The organism is Bifidobacterium santillanense, assembly GCF_018555385.1.
Classification (GTDB): domain Bacteria; phylum Actinomycetota; class Actinomycetes; order Actinomycetales; family Bifidobacteriaceae; genus Bifidobacterium; species Bifidobacterium santillanense.
On the sequence record NZ_JAFEJS010000001.1, the window covers coordinates 307,470 to 326,710 of the forward strand.

The 19,241-nt window shown below is 64.3% G+C and carries 14 protein-coding genes and 1 pseudogene; 7 read left to right on the top strand and 8 right to left on the bottom strand.

Translation table 11 applies throughout. From position 1 onward, the window contains the following. Positions 1-115 precede the first annotated feature (115 nt). Positions 116-778, bottom strand: a complete 663-nt coding sequence (locus JS528_RS01475; protein ID WP_214357323.1) for a TetR/AcrR family transcriptional regulator — start codon at positions 776-778, stop codon at positions 116-118. A 428-nt stretch (positions 779-1,206) separates the two neighbouring features. Between JS528_RS01475 and JS528_RS01480 the strand changes: the two genes are divergently transcribed. Together JS528_RS01480 and JS528_RS01485 are read left to right on the top strand one after the other, a co-directional pair. Next, on the top strand, positions 1,207-2,469 hold the full coding sequence (locus tag JS528_RS01480) for a HipA family kinase (RefSeq protein ID WP_214357324.1): 1,263 nt from the start codon (positions 1,207-1,209) through the stop codon (positions 2,467-2,469). A 276-nt stretch (positions 2,470-2,745) separates the two neighbouring features. Beyond that, entirely contained in the window at positions 2,746-3,618 is an 873-nt protein-coding gene (locus JS528_RS01485) for an N-acyl homoserine lactonase family protein (protein ID WP_214357325.1), read from the top strand. 11 nt (positions 3,619-3,629) lie between these two features. Here the strand turns inward: JS528_RS01485 and JS528_RS01490 are convergent, their stop codons facing one another. Continuing rightward, entirely contained in the window at positions 3,630-4,286 is a 657-nt protein-coding gene (locus JS528_RS01490; RefSeq protein ID WP_214357326.1) for a hypothetical protein, read from the bottom strand. A gap of 458 nt (positions 4,287-4,744) precedes the next feature. Here JS528_RS01490 and JS528_RS01495 point away from each other — a divergent pair, with 458 nt between their 5' ends. Beyond that, on the top strand, positions 4,745-5,353 hold the full coding sequence (locus tag JS528_RS01495) for a GNAT family N-acetyltransferase (protein ID WP_214357327.1): 609 nt from the start codon (positions 4,745-4,747) through the stop codon (positions 5,351-5,353). Positions 5,354-5,419: 66 nt separating this feature from the next. Here the strand turns inward: JS528_RS01495 and JS528_RS01500 are convergent, their stop codons facing one another. Beyond that, positions 5,420-6,931, bottom strand: a complete 1,512-nt coding sequence (locus tag JS528_RS01500) for an MFS transporter (RefSeq protein WP_214357328.1) — start codon at positions 6,929-6,931, stop codon at positions 5,420-5,422. A gap of 148 nt (positions 6,932-7,079) precedes the next feature. Here JS528_RS01500 and JS528_RS01505 point away from each other — a divergent pair, with 148 nt between their 5' ends. Further along, a complete protein-coding gene (locus JS528_RS01505) occupies positions 7,080-7,700 on the top strand; it encodes a helix-turn-helix domain-containing protein (protein ID WP_214357329.1) in 621 nt (206 codons plus the stop codon). A gap of 53 nt (positions 7,701-7,753) precedes the next feature. Here the strand turns inward: JS528_RS01505 and proC are convergent, their stop codons facing one another. Beyond that, positions 7,754-8,593, bottom strand: a complete 840-nt coding sequence (gene proC / locus JS528_RS01510) for a pyrroline-5-carboxylate reductase (protein ID WP_214357330.1) — start codon at positions 8,591-8,593, stop codon at positions 7,754-7,756. A gap of 51 nt (positions 8,594-8,644) precedes the next feature. After that, a complete protein-coding gene (locus JS528_RS01515; protein ID WP_214357331.1) occupies positions 8,645-10,138 on the bottom strand; it encodes an alpha/beta fold hydrolase in 1,494 nt (497 codons plus the stop codon). A 250-nt stretch (positions 10,139-10,388) separates the two neighbouring features. Here JS528_RS01515 and JS528_RS01520 point away from each other — a divergent pair, with 250 nt between their 5' ends. The 3 genes and pseudogenes from JS528_RS01520 to JS528_RS11820 all read left to right on the top strand — a co-directional run bounded on the left by JS528_RS01520 (position 10,389) and on the right by JS528_RS11820 (position 13,696). Further along, positions 10,389-12,809 (top strand): sensor histidine kinase, encoded by a 2,421-nt coding sequence (locus tag JS528_RS01520; RefSeq protein WP_214357332.1) that lies wholly within the window; start codon positions 10,389-10,391, stop codon positions 12,807-12,809. 53 nt (positions 12,810-12,862) lie between these two features. Then, positions 12,863-13,339, top strand: a pseudogene (locus JS528_RS11815) (response regulator); the annotation flags it as partial. Further along, positions 13,319-13,696, top strand: coding sequence for a response regulator transcription factor (locus tag JS528_RS11820; protein ID WP_420838170.1), 378 nt, complete (start codon positions 13,319-13,321; stop codon positions 13,694-13,696). The pseudogene JS528_RS11815 and the gene JS528_RS11820, both read left to right, overlap by 21 nt. Before the next feature lie 105 nt (positions 13,697-13,801). Here the strand turns inward: JS528_RS11820 and JS528_RS01530 are convergent, their stop codons facing one another. The 3 genes from JS528_RS01530 to JS528_RS01540 form a co-directional block, all read right to left on the bottom strand. Beyond that, the gene (locus tag JS528_RS01530) at positions 13,802-16,486 is read right to left on the bottom strand and encodes an ABC transporter permease (protein ID WP_214357334.1); all 2,685 of its coding nucleotides are present in this window, start codon (positions 16,484-16,486) and stop codon (positions 13,802-13,804) included. 30 nt (positions 16,487-16,516) lie between these two features. Continuing rightward, complete coding sequence (locus tag JS528_RS01535; RefSeq protein ID WP_240541234.1) at positions 16,517-17,494, bottom strand: ABC transporter ATP-binding protein; 978 nt, start codon at positions 17,492-17,494, stop codon at positions 16,517-16,519. A 348-nt stretch (positions 17,495-17,842) separates the two neighbouring features. Then, positions 17,843-19,159: an O-acetylhomoserine aminocarboxypropyltransferase/cysteine synthase family protein gene (locus JS528_RS01540; RefSeq protein ID WP_214357336.1), complete on the bottom strand. Its 1,317-nt coding sequence runs from the start codon at positions 19,157-19,159 to the stop codon at positions 17,843-17,845. Positions 19,160-19,241 lie beyond the last annotated feature (82 nt).

Below are 19,241 nucleotides of genomic sequence, written 5' to 3' on the forward strand. Positions count from 1 at the left end.
ATTCAGACCGACCGTCGGTCTGTTGTGGTGATAAAAAATGCGCCACAGCAAAGAACGCACAAACGTCCTCTTACTTGGGCGCCATAATTTGCAAGCCGGCGTGCCCGGGTACGGCCTATGCGGACGCCGCTTCCCCTGCTGGCATCAGGACTGTGAGGCCCTTGACCGCTCGCAGGATGAGCGTCTCGTCGAATACCGGTACGCCGATGGCGTCAAGCATCGTGGCGAGGCAGCGAATACGCCGTTCCATGTCGGTACGGTCGGCGGGATAGAAGCAGGGCATGAGCCAGTAGTTGCCGAGGAGCGAGAGCAGTTGCGCCGCCTCCTCGGGATATGCCGTGGGAATCGAACCGTCTCGCACACCCATATCGATGAGCGAGCGGAAGGACTCCGGCAGCCTCGTTGACCAGAAGCGCATATTCGCGGTAAAGAACGCGGGATCCTTGAGCAGTGCGAGCTGGGATCGAACGAGATCCAAGTGATCGGGGGCGTCCACGGCGGAAATGACGAGTGCGCGCAACTTCTCCAACGCGCTCATGTCATCACGCTCGATGAGTTCGTCGAGGAGACGCGCGGTGACGGCCCACTCGTCGGCGTTCAGCTGGTCGAGAATCGCCTCCTTCGATTTGAAATGGTGATAGAGCCCGCCCTTGGAAAGACCCAGATCGTTCAGGATGTCCTGGATGGATGTCTTCTCGTAGCCCTTCTCGGCGAAGAGCCTTCGTGCGGAATCGAGGATTCGCCGTTCGGTGTCCTCGTGGTGCGTATGGTGCGCCATGACCTCCTCCTTTCCTCTTCTTCCTCAGAGCATACAGACCGTCGGTCGGTCTGTCAAATGGTCGAATAGACTATCATGCGCTGTGCTTGAATATCCACAACACGGCAGGATGAAAAAGACCGACAAACATCGAGCTTCAATTCAATGTGTCTGAGTACAGATAAATGACTTTTGGCATGACATGATTTCACTGTCTGGGTGACCATCCGTCGACTGCGCAAGTGTGAGGGCATGGACGGCTGTTGCGGTACGGCAAGTCGGTCGAGTTCAAGTTCTCCCCAACGTTTAGGAAGTGATTGCTTCATAGCACCGAGGGCTTTGGAATTCCAGTGATTCCAAAGCCCTTGTCTATACTGTAGACAGTTTTATTGTCATACGGGATTGCGCCGTAATGGGCTTGGCGCGTGTCTGATCGGAGGGGAACGGATATGGCTGGTTACGTGTTGCGTCTGTATGATGTTCCACTACTTCGATTCGATGCCGCGTACGGTGAGGGGCTGTTGGCCGGCAAGGTCGAGGCCCGTATCCGTTGGTTTGATGAGTCGAAGAGAATGCTGCTGCCGTTCCCGCTGGCCCCTCAGCCGGATGACGCGAAGCTCATCGCTTGGCTGGAACGGCGCACTATTCCGAAGAACCGCGAGTTCGCGGCCCAGATCCTCGCTCAGGCCGGACTGAACATCGCGGATACGCTCGGCATCATCGACCTGTGCAAGGGATTGTCGGTCAACGATCCGTTCTGGGTCGAACACGACGACGAGAATCTGAAGTTCTCGGACATCAATCTGTACGACAATCCGCTGGATGAGACGCTCGCGATCGTGGCGTATACGGGGTACACGTCTAGCGAGAAGCATGCGATCGGCCTGTCGAGCGAGTGGACGACGGACGGGCAGTTCCCGAAGGCGTGGCGGCACACAGGCAATGGATTGGAGTTGTGGAAGGCCGGTTCCGAAGGGTATGCGGACGCCGGACTGGAACCATATTCCGAGTATCTCGCCTCGCAACTGGCGCACAAGCTCGGCGTGAACGCGGTCGATTACCATATCGCCCGTTGGAAAGGCAAGCTGGCGTCGGTGTGTCCGTCCATGAACTCGAAGGATATATCGTTCGTGCCGTTCTACGCGGCCACGCAGCTCGCCTCGTTCCCGGAGATTCTCGCGGCCGCCCGCGCTGTGTCGGAAGCATCGCTCGAGGCGATGCGCACGATGCTCGTCTTCGACGCGCTCATCGTCAATCAGGACCGTCACGCCAACAACCACGGGTTCCTACGCGACAACCATACCGGACGCATCCTTGGCCCGGCTCCCCTGTTCGACCACAACATGTCGCTGTTCAGGAACGACATGCGCGCCGACTGGGAGCGTGGAGCATGGACGCCGAAGGTGTTGCAGGAGCGCCAGCCGTCGAATTCGCGCATGACGTTCTACAACCAGTGCGAGGTCATCATGGGGGTCGCACAGCATGAGATGCTGCGCAAGGCGTTGAACGTCACATTGGAGAACGATCCGACGCACCCGCTTGAGGACGGCCGCATCGAGGCACTGAACGACTATCTTCATGCCGCGGCACGCACACTGCTCGACATCCCCGTGGTGGACGAGCCGAAGCTTGCCGCGCAGCTCGACGCACTGCAGCCCGCGGTCAAGAACGCGCCCGTGATTCTCAACGACAGACTGCTTGGGGAAGACTAATCGGTCGAGTTCAAGTTCTCCCCAACGTCTAAGAAGTGATTGTCGGATAGTATCGAGGACTTTGGAATTCCAGTGATTCCAAGGCCCTCGTCAAATGGGGAACGCTGGCCGTTGCGGCGTGGTCTGTGTTGGGAACGGTGCATCGCCGGGGTCTGCGCCCGGTGTGACGGACGATTGGATCGGAGAGAAAGCCACAGGTGCCAATCGTGGACATAATCGCGTTTTGTGTAGCGCGAAACAAAGCCTCTCCATCACACGGCGTTCTGTAATGGAGCCATGACCAACAACAGTGCCAACAACTCAGCAATCTCCATTCAGGTTATGGTGGCCGGTCGTGTGCGTGTCTCACCGGATCTGCCTTTCGGCAACGGGTGCGGACTGGTCCACGGTTCGGGCTTTTTCGTGCCCGCGTCCAAGCGCATATGGCTGCCCGTGTGCGCGTTCCTCGTCACCACGCCGCACGGCCGTATCCTGTTCGACACCGGCTGGGGCCGGGACATGAGTCCGGACGGCGTCTACGACCGTGGAGCGCAGATCCGCTCTCTCGGCTCATGGTCCCTGTATCGGGTCAACCAGGGTGTAGTGGGTTCGGGGATGACCGTGCCTGAGCAGCTGGCCGCGCAGGGCCTGTCCCCGGCCGATCTCGACGTGGTGGCGATCTCCCATCTTGATTGCGATCACGCGAATGGACTGCGCGGCGTGAGGGACGCCCGGCGCATCATGGTATCCAGGGACGAGATGCGGTGCGCCACGCGGTTCCCGAACAGCCTCGTGCGCTTCAACGCCTCGTGGTGGAGGGGAATCGACCTCGACCTGTACGACTGGAACGACCATGAGGGCCCCGCCGGACGATCCTACGACCTGTTCGGCGACCGCAGCGTGCAGCTCATCAACATCCCTGGCCACACCGACGGTCAGGTGGCCATGAAGATCACGGCGTCGTCGGGCCGGTACGTACTGCTGTTCGCCGACGGCGGCTACGCCACGCGATCATGGAGGGACATGGTTACGTCGGGCATCGTCTACGACCGTCACGCGCAGCGCTCCTCGCTCGAATGGATCCGCGAGCAGAGCCTGTCGCCGCTATGCGTGCGGTCAATCGCCTGCCACGACACGGCGAATCGTCCCGAGACGATCCTGCTGAGCTGAAACGGCGCACGTCACGGCACGATCAGTGCGTCCAGTGCGCCGAACACCGTGTTGACGATTCCATCCACTCCCTGCTCGTGTACCTTGGATGGGTCGTGCAGCCAGAACGTGGTGGCCGACACCATCGATGAGGCGACGATCTCCAGAATCAACTCGCGGTTGACGGTGGGACGGCGCGGACCTTCCGCCCGTGGCTCCCCACCGCCGTCGGTCATCCGCAGTCTGCATTGCCGCTTGATGGCGTCCTTCCATCGTTCAATGAACCGAACGTCGGGCGCCGAGACGAGCAGCGCGCGGAACGCATCCTCGTTGGCCCGGATGTAGTCCAGCGTGGGCATGAGCGTGACGCGCGCTGCTCCGTGCGCATCCCCGCCATCGGCATCCCTGACGGTCAGCGGCTCGTTCAGCTCCTCGAGGTCCCTCACCAGTCGACGTTCCAACGTCTCGAGCACCTCGCCAACGTGGTGGTAGTGCGCATAGAACGTGCTGCGCGCCACGAACGCTTTCGCGCATAGCGTCTTGACCGATGGCAGCTCGACGCGTCCCGCCGGGCCGGATGGATCGGCGCCTTCGTTGAGCAGATCGATGAGCGCGCGCTCGATGGCAGACTCGACGTCGTCCCGCGGCTTAGACGCAACGGGCGGCGGATCGGCATGTGAGGTCTCCATGTCTCAACTCATATCCGCCATTCCGGACAGGCGACCCCATCGCCGAGGGCGCCAACACCAAGGGTGATAAGGCGTTGTTCATCCGGCGTGCATCCCGACTCGTGGGGTTTCGCGTGGTCTTACTCAGGGAATACCAGTACATTGCCATCAGACTCGCTGTCACGGCGGATGACTGAGATCAATGCGTGGAAACGAGCGACTGTTGCAGAAGGGCAAGCCGGTCGAGTTCAAACTCAACGTCTCCGAAGGATGCTATGACGCTGATCTCATTGATGCAAACAGTGCGGACGACGCTGATGAAAACCACGAATGTCGCAAAGCCCACGACACGTCTGCAACCTAATGCGACCTGGGCATGAACAGGATCCGCTCCTTGATTATTGGGGGCGGGTCCTTCTGTTTCTGCGGTTCAGTGCTAGCATGCGGGCTTATTGATTCCGGTCAGTGAAAGGAACGCTATGAGCGAAACCATCGAAACCGAACGCCTGCTGCTGCGCCCGTGGAAGGTGAACGATGAGGCCGAGGCGGCTTCGCTATTCCGGTACGCTTCCGATCCTGAAATCGGATTGCTGTGCGGATGGCCGCCGCATACCAGTGTCGAAGGCAGCATGAACGACATCAGGAACATTCTTGCGGTGGAGAACAACTGGGCCGTCACCATCAAAGACAACGGCGACGAACCGGTCGGCAGCATCGCGCTCAAACCGGTCAGCCACTACACCATCGACCCGGTCGAGGCCGATGGTGCGCTGAGAGAGCGCTACGGCAAGTATCTCGGTGATAATGCGCTGGAACTCGGCTACTGGATCGGCCGTCCGTTCTGGGGCAAAGGCTACATGCCCGAAACGCTCAATGCCGTACTCGGATACGCTCTCGATACGTCGCATAAGGACGCCGTGTGGGGCGGACATTACAAGGAGAACATCCAATCCGGCCGCGTGATGGCCAAATGCGGCATGAAGGCGGCCTTCGAGTCGACGCACGATTACTTCAACCTCATTGATGCGTATCATGACGATGTATTCCGCATCATCACCGCCGACGAATATGCAAGCCGGACAATGTGACGCGCATTCCGCGGGAACCTCGGCGGAAAAGACTCCGGAGCGCGCGTCCATGCGATCCGCCGAGCATCACCGCGATGTCTTGCGGGATATCATCACGACGACCCCGAGAGTGACGATGATGACCGCGGCCGCCGCGGAGAAGCTGCCGATCATCGCGGATTCATAGGAGCGGGAGGCCACCTCGCGCATCAGGTCGCCCGTCGCGTCCGTGAATCCGGCCGCCTGTTGGAAATCCAACGTCACGGAACCTGCGGACCGCTGGCCCAGTCCAGCGGATTGCGCGAGATCGCAGAATCCCGTCTCATACAATCCGCTCTGTACGCTGCCGAAGATCCCCACACCGATGATGGATCCGAATTGGCGGAACACGGTCAGCAGACTGGAGCCGGCGCCGGATTGCCCGACCGGCACCCGGCCCATGGCCCATGTCAGCATCGCCGGCTGGCCGACGCCCAGCCCGAATCCGGCCATGGTCTGACCGATCAGCACCGTCGATTGTCTCACCGCTTCCCCGGGCCACCACATGGCGGCGCCGATCGTCAGCATGCCGGCGGCCAGACATCCCAAGGCCAGCAGACTCGTGCCGCGCGAGCCGATCCGGGAGGCGATTCCGTCGACCATCCACGACCCCACGATGGACGCAACGACCAGCGGCATCAGCAGCATTCCCCCGACCAACGCGCCATGATGCAGCACCGTCTCCAGATAGGCTGGCATGATGAAGATGATGCCGTACATCGAGAAGTTCAGCATCATCAGCGCGGGCGCGCAGGCGGCGAACGACGGGTCCCCCATCAGTCCGAGTTCCATCAGCGGATTGCGGGACGTGCGATCGTGCAGCACGAACCCCACGATCAGCACGATGCCGACCATCATCGGAATCCAGGCGTCCGCGGACAGCAAACCGTGCTGCGCGTTGACCAGACCGGCCGAGAACAGGGTGAATCCGGCGAACATCATCGCCACCGACATCCATGGAATGCGCAGCGACCGGGATCCGTGCGACGCCCTCGTCCGCGGAACGTTCATGCGGATGACCGCGATCACGGCGAGGAACACCACGCCATCGAATCCGAAGATGCCGCGCCATCCCAACGTCGCGGTGAGCACTCCCCCAACGAGAGGTCCGAAAGGCACGCCCAGGGTACCGGCTATCGCCCATGCGGTCATGGCACGGGACAGTCCGGAACCCCGGAACAGGATGCCGAGCAGCGCCTGCCCCATCGGGATGACCACACCCGCGCCGGCGCCCATGATCGACCGCGAGACGAGCAGCGCCGGCACGTTCCCGGCCATGAGACCGACCGCGGACGCGACGACGAACATGCCCAATCCGACAAGCATGGTCCTCAGGTGGCCGAGCCGGTCTCCGAGGAATCCAGCCAGCAGCACCACGGCCGCGAACACGAGATTGTAGCTGGACACGATCCACTGCTGTTCCGCCATGCCGGCCCCGAGCGACTCTGTGATGTCCGGCAGCGCCACGTTGAACGCCGTGGTGTTGACCATCATCACCAGTTCGGCCGCGCACAGGCAGACCAGGGAACGGTTCATGCCGCTCCCCTTCGCATCAGCCATCGTCCATCTCCTTTAAGATACTTATAAGTTTCTTATAGACCGCATACCATTATAGATATCCGCAGATAGGAAACACCGTGGTATCTTGTAAAGGGCGGCGTGAACGATCATCGACACCACACCCATGCCGCGTCACGGAGATGAGACCATGGAAACGAACACCACGTCGAAGCAGACGCGCCGTCGGGGCAAGGTTCTGGAAACGGCCATCCTGGAGGCCGCGTGGGAGCAGCTGACCACGTGCGGCGCCGAGGAGTTCACGTTCGACAACGTGGCCGCCAGGGCACACACCAGCAAGCCGGTGCTGTACCGGCGATGGCCGAACCGCACGGAACTATTCGTGGCTGCCGTGAGACAACATCGTGGCCGCTCCGCCATCGAACGTCCGGACACCGGCACGCTCAGAGGCGACGTCATCTCCATTCTCCTGCAGCTCAACAGCAAGCAGTCCGACGCGGTGATGGTGCTGGCCAAGTTCGGCGTCTACGCCGACTGGCTCGGCGTGAGCGCGCACGAACTGTACGAACGCACGATGATGAGCGACCAACCCAGCATCATGATGGCCATCGAGAACGCGCGGGCGCGCGGCGACATCACCTGCGAACTGCCGGAGTCGCTGCTGCGCATGCCCGGAGAACTCGGCCGCGCGATCATCCTGCGTGACATGCGTCCCCTATCCGAGGCGGACATCATCGCCACGGTCGACGAACTGTTCCTTCCGCTCGTCGACCACTACGAACGTCTGGCCTGGGCCACTGCCGTCCGGTAATGGCCGAAACGGCGGAAGCCGGATAGCGGGTCCCGCCGTTTCGGATGAACCGTCTACTTCCCCACGATCGCCTCGACCGCGTTGATGACGGCGCCGCGGAAGCCGTCCTTCTCGAGCTGGGCGACGCCGCGGATGGTGGTGCCTCCGGGCGAGCAGACGGCGTCCTTCATCGCGCCGGGATGCGTGCCGGTGGCCATGTAGAGGGCGCCGACACCTTCGACCATTTTCGCGGCGAGCCTGTATGCGGTGGCTCGCTGCAGTCCGTACATGACTCCGGCGTCGCCGAGCGCCTCGATGTACATGTCGGTGAAGGCGGGCGCGCAGCCGGCCACGACCATCGCGACGGTCATGTGCGCGGTGTCGACGCGCTCGATGAGGCTGATCGGCGAGAACAGCGACTCGAAGACCTTCGTCTCCTCCTCGGTGAGCGTGCTGTCGGCCTCGGTGACGAGCACGCCCTTGCCGACGGCCATCGGCGTGTTCGGGATCGTGCACTGGATGTGGACCTCCGGGGCTTCGGCCGCATCGGAACCGTCGCCGCCCGCCTTCGCGAACAGCTCACGGTACTTCGCCAGATCCCATCCGGCCGCGATCGACACGACGATCCTGCCCGGCTTGGCGAGCTCCTCCGCGAGAGGCCCGACAACCGTCTCGATCTGGTAGGGCTTGATCGCGATGACGACCACGTCGGCCGCGGCGACGACCTCGAGCGGGTTGTGCAACGGACGCACGCCGAGCCCAGCGGCGTTTCGCTCCAGCTTGTCGTAATGCGCCGCACACGCGACGATCTGCCCGCCGCGCACGACGCCCGCATCGACGAGCCCCTCGGCGATGGCCTGCGCCATGTTGCCGTATCCGATGAATCCGATGGTGAGATCGGTGATGTCGGTCATGAAGTTTCCTTTCCGAAAGATGCCTCGAACAGTGCCTCGCAGACAGGGATATCAGAACAACGTTTCCAGATCGCCCCTGTTCAGAGCCTCCTCCCACAGGTGACGGAACACGATCGGTCCGTGCAGTCCGTCGTGCTCGAACTCGTTGGTCACCCAGTAGTGGCTGTTGCCGACGCGGCTCAGCGTGTCGAGCTGGAGACCGGAGTCGACGTACATGTCGTCGAAGTAGACGCCGGCCTGCAGCGGCACCTCGTTGCTCGCCAGTCGTTCCTCATCGTAGATGACTCCGAAGCGCGTATCCTCCATGAGGACATCCATCGCTGCCCTGAACGGACGGAGCGCGGACTCCTGTTCGAACATCCACGGGAACATCGCCTCGCCGGTGAAGTTGAGCGGACGCTTCCCCGCGCCGAACTCCGGGCGGGTGTCGCGCACGCGCTGCGCGGCCCAGCGGATGGGCTCGTCGAGCTCGCCGTTGGCGTAGATGAACTCCTGCAGCGGCCAGTAGAGCGGTCGCGACGAGGTGGCGTTCATCACCTTGGCGAGGAACTCGTCGCTCAGCGACGGCGCATCGGACGGTACTGAGCCGTCCCCCTCGAGGAACGCGTCGTCGAGGATCCAATGGACGCGTTCGAAGCTGGGCTTCATGCCGAAATCGGAACCGAGGCACTGCAGCCGTTCGACGGTCAGCGGATCACCGTTGGGCATGAGCGGGAAGCCGTGCGCCGCCATACCGGCGATTACGCCGAGACGACGTCCGAGGGCATCCGATTCCAACGATCCCAGCACGGAACCGGTCAGCGTGCCGACGAACTCATTCACCTCCGCCGCGGTCGGCAGCGCGTCGGCCAGTGCGGCCACGCGCGCGGCATCCTGCGGGTAGCGTTCGTAGAACCGCTTGGTTTTCACGGCCATGCGCGGGAACGTGTGCTCGTACACCTCGGTGGCGTCGGCCGGCACGTGCGGGATGCCGCCGGTGGTGAAACTCGCGTTCACGCCCTCGGGGAACAGGGACAGATAGGTGAGCGTGAGGAATCCGCCGTAGCTCTGTCCCATCGTCACCCACTTGCGTCCGCCGAACTCGGTGCGGCGCAGATGCTCGAAGTCTCGCACGATGGAGTCGGCGAGGAACCTCTTGAGGTAGTCGGCCTGTGCTTGTGCCGCCTTGGCCGCGCCGTCGGAGCCGGCGTCCGCGTGTGCGGCGGCGATGCGCGCCATCGTGTGCGTGTCGATGCGGTTGGATCGTCCGGTGCCGCGCTGATCGGGCAGGACGACGCGGAAGTGCTTCGTCGCCTCCTCGATCCAGCCGTCCGACTGCGGGCTCAGCAGACGCGGGCCGGCACCGCCGGGACCTCCCTGGAGGAAGACGAGCAGCGGCAGATCGTCATGGACGTGCTCGGGTGTGGTGACCACGCGGTAGAATAGTTTGATGGATTCGCCGTCGAACCCGCGCCCCGGCTCATGGCCGGTCCAGTCGAGCGGCACGTCGATGGAACGGTCCTCGATGTGCAGTCCCGGCACGTAGTATTCGTCGAGCAGCGTCATATGCGTCTTCCCTTCCTTTCGATTCGTGCGGATCCGCTTCGGATCCGCATCCGAATTCGCGCCATATGTATTCTCGTATATCCGTCAACTCTACCCGGCAATCGCATCGTCATCCATGTTTCGGCTCACGCGTCCCCGCCTCGAACCTGTCCATCGCCGTTCGTCGACGCAATCCGACTCTTCGCTCATGGTCCGGGTCTCATCCTTGGGCATGATGGCCGCGGTATGTCGACGCGCTAGCCTTGGGACCATGAACGATTGGATGGGACGACTCGCGGCCTGGGGCCGTTCGCATGTATTGGCCGTGGACACGCTGTTGGCGGCGGCACTGCTCGTCATGTGTCTGCCGCTGGTGGGAACCACCGATACGGGTACGGCCCCCGGACTGTTGACCTCCACGAGCAGCATCTCCCTGTACCTGTGGTCGGCTGCAACGATCATACCGTTGGCGATGCGTCGATGGCGGCCCGAACCGGCCGCATGGCTGTTCATCGCATTATGTGCGACGCATCTCGTCATCGGTCCGGTCGTAGCGTACGGCGACTTCCTGTCGCTGCTGATGCTCTATTCGGTGCTGGTGTACGGAGACCAGCACCACACGACGCGTTTCGTCGTCACCTCGTTCGTGATGGCCGCGATCACGTCCATCGCCTGGTCGTTGACGTTCAATCTCGGTCCCCTGTTCGACAATACGGACATATGGTCGTCATGGCTGCCCACGGCGACGACCCTGCCGACATGTCTCTCGACGACCAGCGGCGTATTCGATGCGCAGGCGGGCGGATGCGCCGGCAAGATCGCGATCGACGCCGGAATCCTGCTGTTGTGCATCGAGATGTGTCTGATCAGCGTGATCGTTATGGCGCTCTGGCAACGTGCGCGTCACGCCACGCTTCGGGCCATGCGTGAGCGCAACGCGTCGATCGCGGCGCGCGAATCGGAGGAAAGGCACATCGCGATGCTGGCCGAGCGCGCACGCATCGCCCGCGACATGCACGACGTGGTCGCGCACACGTTGTCCACGATCATCATCCAATCGGACGGCGGACGATACGCTGGGGCGAACGACATCGATGTGGCGAAGCGCACGATGACGACGATCCGTCACGAGGCCGTACGGGCCCAGAACGACATGCATCGTCTGTTCGACGTATTCGGGGGACGGTCCGGCACCGGTTACGTGGACATCCCCACCCTGTTCGGCGATCGCCCGCCGGTTGTCCGCTACGTGAACGGCGACGCGCTGCCGGAACGCCTCTCCCCCGATGCGGACACCGCGGTGTTCCGTCTCGTGCAGGAATCACTGTCCAACGTGCGCAGACATGCCGGCGACGGCGCGCATGTGACGATCGACGAGACATGGGGAACGGATTCGCTGGAGATCGTCATCCACGACGACGGCATGGGCGCGGCCGCGGCGGCGGATGGGCATCGGCCCGGATACGGACTGGTCGGCATGCGTGAGCGCATCGTCGCCGCCGGTGGCGCCGTCGAGACCGGCCCCGCTCCCACGGGCGGCTTCTCCGTCGTCGCGACGGTTCCGCTGCTGCCCATCCGCCGAGCCGCATCCTCCGATTCCACGCGTGACGTTCTCGGCGTCGCCACCGGTCTGTCCCGACTGTCCGCGCGTCTGGCGTCATTGCGCGTCCGGCTGTCGGGGCTCGACGTGGGCAACGGGGAATCTCCCGACGGCAGGACGCAGCCGAACGGCATCGGACGGATGGCATGGTGGACCGAACGGCACTATCTGTTCATGGATACGCTGACGGCCGTGCTGCTCACGATGATGCTGCATACGGTGACGTTCAACGATTCTGGGCTGTCCGACGCGACGTTCGCCCCTTTGCCGGCAAGACGGGCGATGGCTGTGGCCGTGACGGCGGCGCTGCTCGTTCCGTACGCGTTGCGCCGGCGGTTCCCCGAGTCCGCCGCATTGGCTATGGCCGTCATGTCCGCCGCGGAACTGCTGTTCGCGCCCACGATGCTGGCGGTGAACGTATTCGCACTCGCATCGGTGTATTCGGCGGTACTGTACGGGCGCGACGGCGCCTGGAGGTGGGTGCTCTCCGCGGCGGCGATCGATTCATGGCTGGTCGGCGCCCGCATCATGGCCGGGTGGAACGGATACCGTTCGCTCGCCGAGACGTTGCTGCGTGGGAACGGCGTCAGACCCGCATGGGAGGTGATGCTCGGCGGACTGTTGATCGGCGGCATGCTGCTGCTGATGTGTCTGGCATGTATGGCGATGGCCGAATGGCGTCGGTCGAGCGGTTCGGATGTGCTGGTGCTGCGTCAGCGTGAGGAGGCGCTGCGCGCCGAGGAGGCACGGCAGAAGGTGCTAGCGGCGAACATGGAGCGTGAGCGCATCGGAGCGGCCATGCGGTCCGAGGTCGCCGCGACGCTGGATGCGGTGATCGACAGGGCGGACGAGGGGCTCGCGATGCTCGGCGAGATCCCGGCGCCGTCACCGGAGCGCATCTCGGCGTCATTCGCCGGCATCGGCGAACAGGGGCGTGAGGCGCTGGCCCACATGCGCCGACTGCTCACCGTGCTGCGCGAGACCGGATTCAGCGACGAGACGCACGCCGATGCCACCGCGGTCGCGCCGCTCTCCCCCGCGGCGCCGTTGGATGAGCAGCTCAGGGAACGGCCCGGCGGAAATCAGGGGTGACTCGGGGGTGCCGATATGCCCGTCGCCTGTCCATCGCAGGTAGGGTGGTCGGTATGAGTGAGAGCAACAGGATTCGAGTGGTCATCGCCGATGATCAGGAACTGGTGAGGGCCGGGTTCGCGATGGTCATCGGCTCGCAGCCGGACATGGACGTGGTCGGTCAGGCCGGGGACGGCGCGCAGGCCGTGGCATTGGCCGAACGACTGCATCCCGACATCGTGCTGATGGACGTGCGCATGCCCGGCACGGACGGCATCGAGGCCACAAGACGCATCATCGGCGACGATGTCTCAGACAACGGTTCGCGGGCACAGGCGCATGTGACGCGCGTCATCATCCTCACCACGTTCGATCTGGACGAGTACGTGATGTCGGCGATCAACGCCGGGGCGTCGGGGTTCCTGCTCAAGGACACGGAGCCGGAGACGCTGCTCTCCTCGATTCGAACCGTCTTCCAGGGCAACGCGATCATCGCACCCTCCGCCACGAGGCGCCTCATCGAAAAGATGATGCAGGACGGCTATGCGCGCGGAGAGACGCCGGCGCCGGCGCGGCGCGACGTGCATGCCCCCACAGGGGCACCGGCGCAGGGCGCGTCCGGATCGTTCGGCACAGGCATCGGAGGATTCCCGGCGCCATCCAACGCCCCCATCGACCCAAGCCGCGGCTCGGACCCGTATCGGGATCCCGAGCTGGAGCTGCTCACCGATCGCGAACGCGAGGTCCTCGTCGAGATCGCGCACGGACTGAGCAATCAGGAGATCGCCGACAAACTGTTCATCAGCCTGCCCACCGTGAAGACGCACGTGGCGCACATCCTCTCCAAGATCCACGCCCGCGACCGCGTGCAGGCTGTGGTCTTTGCATATGATAATGAGCTCGTCTGATACGAGCATATGACGAAACGAGGGAGCCTCCGTGAAGGAGGCTCCCTCGTTTCGTCATATCTGGCGCGATATCACGTCATGCCGAGACATATCACGTCGATGGCATCACGCTTCGGCCAGCGCCTCGACCGGAGGGGTCCTGACCGCGCGGCGGGCGGGCGCGATGCTGGCGAGCAGCGCGGCCGCCGCCGCCACGGCGAGCACGGCGCCGTTCACGCTCCACTCGAACGGGAACGCGACCGTACCGTACAGGCTGAACACCATGTACGATCCCAGCCATCCGAACCCGGCGCCGAGCAGCACGCCGACCACGCCGGAGACGAGCGACAGCAGCAGCGCCTCGACGGCAAGCGAACGCCTCAGCTGGCCGCGGGTCATGCCGATGGCCCGCAGCGTCGCCGATTCGTGCGTCCGCTCGATGACGGACAGCGACAACGTGTTCGCGACGCCCACCAGGGCGATCAGCACGGCCACGGCGATGAGTCCGACGAGCATGGACATCATCACGTCAATGATCGTCTCCCACTGCACGCGTTCGGCGATGGGGCCGGACACGGTAACGCCGGCGTTGTCGGAGAACGCGGACTGCACCGAGGTGAACGTATCGTTGAGTGAGGTGCCGGGCTTGTCGGGGTCCACGGCCATGAGCAGCATGCGCCCGCCCGTCCTGATCCCGCCGTTCTCGAAATGCCTCGACGAGACGAACGCGACGGCGTCGTAGTCGGCGCTCACCCTGCGGTAGTCGGCCTGCGACGGGGTGAGCGTGAGCCTCGTGGATTCGGTGTCCGTCAGCGTGACTCCTTTGGCCTTGTCGAACCTGAGCTCCTTGCCGCTGGAGGCGGAGCGCTTGGGCAGGAGCACGTCGCCGTCGCCCAGACTCGCGTTCCCGAGATCGGCGTGCATGACCTTCCTCAGTGTCGTGACGTCCTTCACGCCGACGACCAGCACGCTCAGTTCCTTGCCTCCGGACGTTTTCACGGAGGCCACGGCGGTGGGGGCGGAAACGACCGCGGTTACTCCCCTGACACCCTCGACCTTGCGCACCTGCGCATCGGTCACATCGGCTCCCGTGGCGATCATGTCGACGCTGTAGCGGGTGGCGATCGCCTCGGCCATGGTCTGCTTGGCACTGGCGGCGCCGGTGGCGATGGTGGAGACGAGCGTGACGCCGATGAGGAGGGCGGCGCCGGTGGCGGCCACACGCCTCGGGTTCTTCTGGATGTTGGCGTGGGCGACCTTCGCGCTCGGACCGGCCAGCGAGACGAGCGCGCCGACGCCGCGCATCAGGACGGGCAGCCAGAACGCGGCGGACAGGATGAGTGCGAGGAACACGAACGCGCATCCACCGATCGCGGACAGCAGCACGGGACCGTAGTGGTCGTTCGCCAACGAATCGCGTCCGGCGTTGAGTTCGTGGATCTGCCATGCACCGAATCCGCAGAGTCCAAGTCCGAGCGTCAGCATCAGCGCGGATAGGACGGCGCGCACGATGCCTGCACGACGCGTGTCGATCAGTTCGATCGGGCGCAGCGCCTCGAGCGGGGTGACCGCGGTCGCGGAGCGGGCCGAGCCGAGCGAGGCGATGACGGTCATCGCGATGCCGAAGAGGATCGGCACGACGAACACCTGCCAGCTCAGGATCACCCGGTCGACGCCGGCGTTCCGCATCAGACCGGATGCGCCGAGACCGGCCATAAGCCCGATGCCGAGAAGCACGCCCAGCGCGGACGCGACGAGTCCCAGAACGCCGGCCTCGACCAGCACGGAGACGTACAGCTGCCCCTTGCGTGCGCCGATGGTGCGCAGCAGGGCGAGCGTACGTCGACGTTGGGCGACGAGCACCTGGAACGTGTTGGCGATGACGAGCGCGGCGACGAGCATCGCGAGCACGCCGAAGCTCAGCAGGAACGTGGTGGTGATGTCGGTGCCGCCGCTGCTCAGGCTCTTGACCGATTCGTTGGCGGCATCGGCTCGAGACTGGATGACGTAGTGTCTGGGCAGCAGTTTCCCGACGCGTTCGATGGTGGCCTTCGCGGCGGCATCCGACTTGTCGGCGACGGCGAGATAGATATTGAGGACGTTCATCGATCCCAGGTCCGTGGAACCGGCCATCGGGGCGAGGTCGTGACCGGAAAGCACGGCCGCGCCGCCGGTGTACGGGTATGCGCCGTCGGGGTCGGCGGTGAGCCCGACCACGCGTACGGTCATGGCGTCGAACGCGGAATCCGCGGCGCCGGCCGTACCGGATGCAGTCTCCAGCGACGCGGCCTGGCGCATGGACTGCGCGGCCTGGGAATCGATGGTCACCGTGTCGCCGATCTTCACGCCGAGCTGCTTGGCGGCGGATTTGGGCAATGCGATCTCTCCGTTGTCGATCGGCTGATCGCCGCTCGTGATCTCGATCGGCAGCGTGCCGCGCTTGTCCGCGGCGGCGATGGCCTGAACGTTCACGTTCCTGTCGCCGTTGGTGACGGTCACCATGGCGGAGACCCCGACACGTACGTCGTCCACGCCCTCGGTGGCGCGCATGCGGTCGATGTGGAAATCGTCGACGGTGCGCGTGTACGCGTATTCGAGCGCCTTGTCGTCGAGCTTGTCGAGCGACTGCGGGGTGATCATGTAGTCCGCGTCGCCGAACTGCGCGGTGGTCTGCCGAGTCAGCGACGCGCTCATCGCATTGGAGAACAGGAACGTGGAGGCGATGAACGCGGTGCCGATCAGGATGGCGATGCCGGCGGGGATGAGCATCCTCGCGCTTTTCCTCATGAGATTGAAGGTCATCGAAAGCATGATGGGTGTTGTCCTTTCGTCGAAGATCCGTCAGCGCGCGTGGCGGGCACCGGACGAGGCGCGGCGTCGGCCACGTGTCCCCCGCCGCATGCTGGAGACGGTCGCCGGTTCTTCATCCATCCACTCGGCGGGGGCCGTTCCTCCCGGAAGCGCCGATGCGGGAGGCATCGGCGGAAGCACGTCGTCGACGATCGGCAGGTCGGTCGCGTTGCGGGTGCCGGCGAGACGGGCGAGCCTGTCGGCGGAGGTGCCGGTGACGGCGGCGCGCGTGGCCTTCTCGCGTTCGGCCATGAGCAGTTGGTTCATGCGTTCGGCGGTGGGATGCGCCTCGTCGGCGACGATGCGCCCGTCGGCGAAGACGATGGCGCGGTCCGCGTAGGAGGCGGCGACCGCGTCGTGCGTGACCATGATGATGGTCTGGCCGAGCTCGTCGACCGAACGGCGCAGGAAGCCGAGCACCTCGGCGCTGGAGACCGAGTCGAGGTTGCCGGTGGGTTCGTCGGCGAACACGAGCGTCGGCTTGGTGATCAGGGCGCGCGCGATGGCGACGCGCTGCTGCTGGCCGCCGGACAGTTCGTTCGGCCGGTGACCGAGCCGTCGTTCGAGGCCGAGCGTGTTGACGAGGGTCGCGAACCAACGCCTGTCCGGCTTGGCGCCGGCGAGGGTGAGCGGCATGAGGATGTTCTGTTCGGCGGTGAACATCGGCAGCAGGTTGAAGCTCTGGAAGATGAATCCGATCCGGTTGCGGCGCAGCAGGGTGAGCTGCTTGTCGTTCATGCGGGTCAGGTCGCGGCCGTCGAAGATGATGCGGCCGGAGGTTGCCGAGTCGAGGCCGGCGAGCGTGTGCATCAGCGTCGACTTGCCCGAGCCGGACGGGCCCATGATCGCGGTGAACCGTCCGCGTTCGAAGGTCACGTTGACGTCGCGCAGCGCGTGCACGACGCCCTCGCCGCTGCCGTAGTCCTTGACGAGATCGATCGCCTGAATGGCGGGATTGGTTTCGTTCATAGCGTTTCTCCATCGTGTTCCGCGGACATGGTCTGTCCGCTCATGGTTCATACGCTATGCGTGTCGTCCCGCGCGCTCCATCGTGCGCAGGGTTGAATCGTCCGCCGGGGTCGGATCGATCTCATCCTTTCGGATGAGCGTGTCCGTTCGCCGCGTCGGGCATGATCGCGCGAACGGATACAGGCATACGAAAGCGGCGGAACGGCACCGCATGACGTTCGGTGCCGTTCCGCCGCTTCACTTCGGGTCGATCGACCGGAGCCTTCCCTTCTTCATCGTCCGGCGTCGCCGTCCGCCCTCGAAGCACGGACGGCGCCCCTTCCGCCGGATGACGGGCCCCGGACTACCTCACTTGGCGAGGCCGGAGGCGCGGACCGCCTCGAAGCCGCCCTTGAGGTCGTCGAGGATGTCCTCGATGTTCTCGGTGCCGATGGACAGGCGGATGGTGCCCTGGTGGATGCCCTGGTCCTCGAGCTCCTCCAGCGTCTCCTGGGAGTGCGTGGTGGAGGCCGGGTGGATGACGAGGGACTTCACGTCGGCGACGTTGGCCAGCAGGCTGAACAGGTGCAGGTTGTCGATGAAGACGCGGGCTGCGTCCTTTCCGCCCTTGATGTCGAAGGTGAAGATGGAGCCGGCGCCGTTCGGGAAGTACTTCTCGTACAGCGCGTGGTCACGGCGTCCCGGGATGGACGGGTGGGACACGGACTCGACCTCGGGCACGGTCTGCAGGTACTCGACGACCTTGAGCGCGTTCTGCACGTGGCGCTCGACGCGCAGGGACAGGGTCTCGGTGCCCTGCAGGAGCAGGAACGCGGCGAACGGGCTCAGGGTGGCGCCGGTGTCGCGCAGCAGGATGGCGCGGATGCGGGTCACGAACGCGGCTCCGCCGAGGGCCTCGTAGAAGTTCAGGCCGTGGTAGGACGGATCCGGCTCGGTCAGGGTCGGGAACTTGCCCGGGACCTCGGCCCAGTTGAACTTGCCGCCCTCGACGACGACGCCGCCCAGCGTGGTACCGTGGCCGCCGATGAACTTGGTGGCCGACTCGACGACCACGTCGGCGCCGTGCTCCAGCGGACGGAACAGGTACGGGGTGGCGAAGGTGTTGTCGACGATCACCGGCAGATGGTGCTTGTGGGCGATCTCGGAGATGGCCTCGAAGTCCGGCAGGTCGGCATTCGGGTTGCCGAAGGTCTCGAAGTAGACGAGCTTGGTGTTCTCCTGGATGGCGTCCTCGAAGTTCTGCGGGACCTCCGGATCGACGAAGGTGGTGGTGATGCCGTCGCGCGGCAGCGTGTGCTTGAGCAGGTTGAAGGTGCCGCCGTAGATGTTCTTGGAGGAGACGATGTGGTCGCCGGACTGCGTGATGTTGCGCACGGCGTACTCGACGGCCGCGGCGCCGGAGGCGACCGCGATGCCGGCGGTGCCGCCCTCGAGGGCGGCGATGCGGTCCTCGAACACGCCCTGGGTGGAGTTGGTCAGACGGCCGTAGATGTTGCCCGGGTCGGCGAGGCCGAAGCGGGCCTCGGCGTGGTCGAAGTTGTGGAAGACGTAGGAGGTGGTCGCGTAGATCGGCACGGCGCGGGAGTCGGTGGCCGGGTCGGCCTGCTCCTGTCCGACGTGCAGCTGCAGGGTTTCGAAACGGTAGTTCTTGTTCTTCTCGGCCATGATGATTTGCTCCTTGGTGGTTGTCGAAGTTCGCTTTCCTTGCCACCCGCCTGCCGTGTTCGGCGGTTGGCGAGGTGTTGGT

Coding starts and splice junctions, on each gene's coding strand:
- JS528_RS01475 (WP_214357323.1), bottom strand. CDS start 778: ATGGCGCACCATACGCACCACGAGGACACCGAACGGCGAATCCTCGAT.
- JS528_RS01480 (WP_214357324.1), top strand. CDS start 1,207: ATGGCTGGTTACGTGTTGCGTCTGTATGATGTTCCACTACTTCGATTC.
- JS528_RS01485 (WP_214357325.1), top strand. CDS start 2,746: ATGACCAACAACAGTGCCAACAACTCAGCAATCTCCATTCAGGTTATG.
- JS528_RS01490 (WP_214357326.1), bottom strand. CDS start 4,286: ATGGAGACCTCACATGCCGATCCGCCGCCCGTTGCGTCTAAGCCGCGG.
- JS528_RS01495 (WP_214357327.1), top strand. CDS start 4,745: ATGAGCGAAACCATCGAAACCGAACGCCTGCTGCTGCGCCCGTGGAAG.
- JS528_RS01500 (WP_214357328.1), bottom strand. CDS start 6,931: ATGGCTGATGCGAAGGGGAGCGGCATGAACCGTTCCCTGGTCTGCCTG.
- JS528_RS01505 (WP_214357329.1), top strand. CDS start 7,080: ATGGAAACGAACACCACGTCGAAGCAGACGCGCCGTCGGGGCAAGGTT.
- proC (WP_214357330.1), bottom strand. CDS start 8,593: ATGACCGACATCACCGATCTCACCATCGGATTCATCGGATACGGCAAC.
- JS528_RS01515 (WP_214357331.1), bottom strand. CDS start 10,138: ATGACGCTGCTCGACGAATACTACGTGCCGGGACTGCACATCGAGGAC.
- JS528_RS01520 (WP_214357332.1), top strand. CDS start 10,389: ATGAACGATTGGATGGGACGACTCGCGGCCTGGGGCCGTTCGCATGTA.
- JS528_RS11820 (WP_420838170.1), top strand. CDS start 13,319: ATGCAGGACGGCTATGCGCGCGGAGAGACGCCGGCGCCGGCGCGGCGC.
- JS528_RS01530 (WP_214357334.1), bottom strand. CDS start 16,486: ATGCTTTCGATGACCTTCAATCTCATGAGGAAAAGCGCGAGGATGCTC.
- JS528_RS01535 (WP_240541234.1), bottom strand. CDS start 17,494: ATGAACGAAACCAATCCCGCCATTCAGGCGATCGATCTCGTCAAGGAC.
- JS528_RS01540 (WP_214357336.1), bottom strand. CDS start 19,159: ATGGCCGAGAAGAACAAGAACTACCGTTTCGAAACCCTGCAGCTGCAC.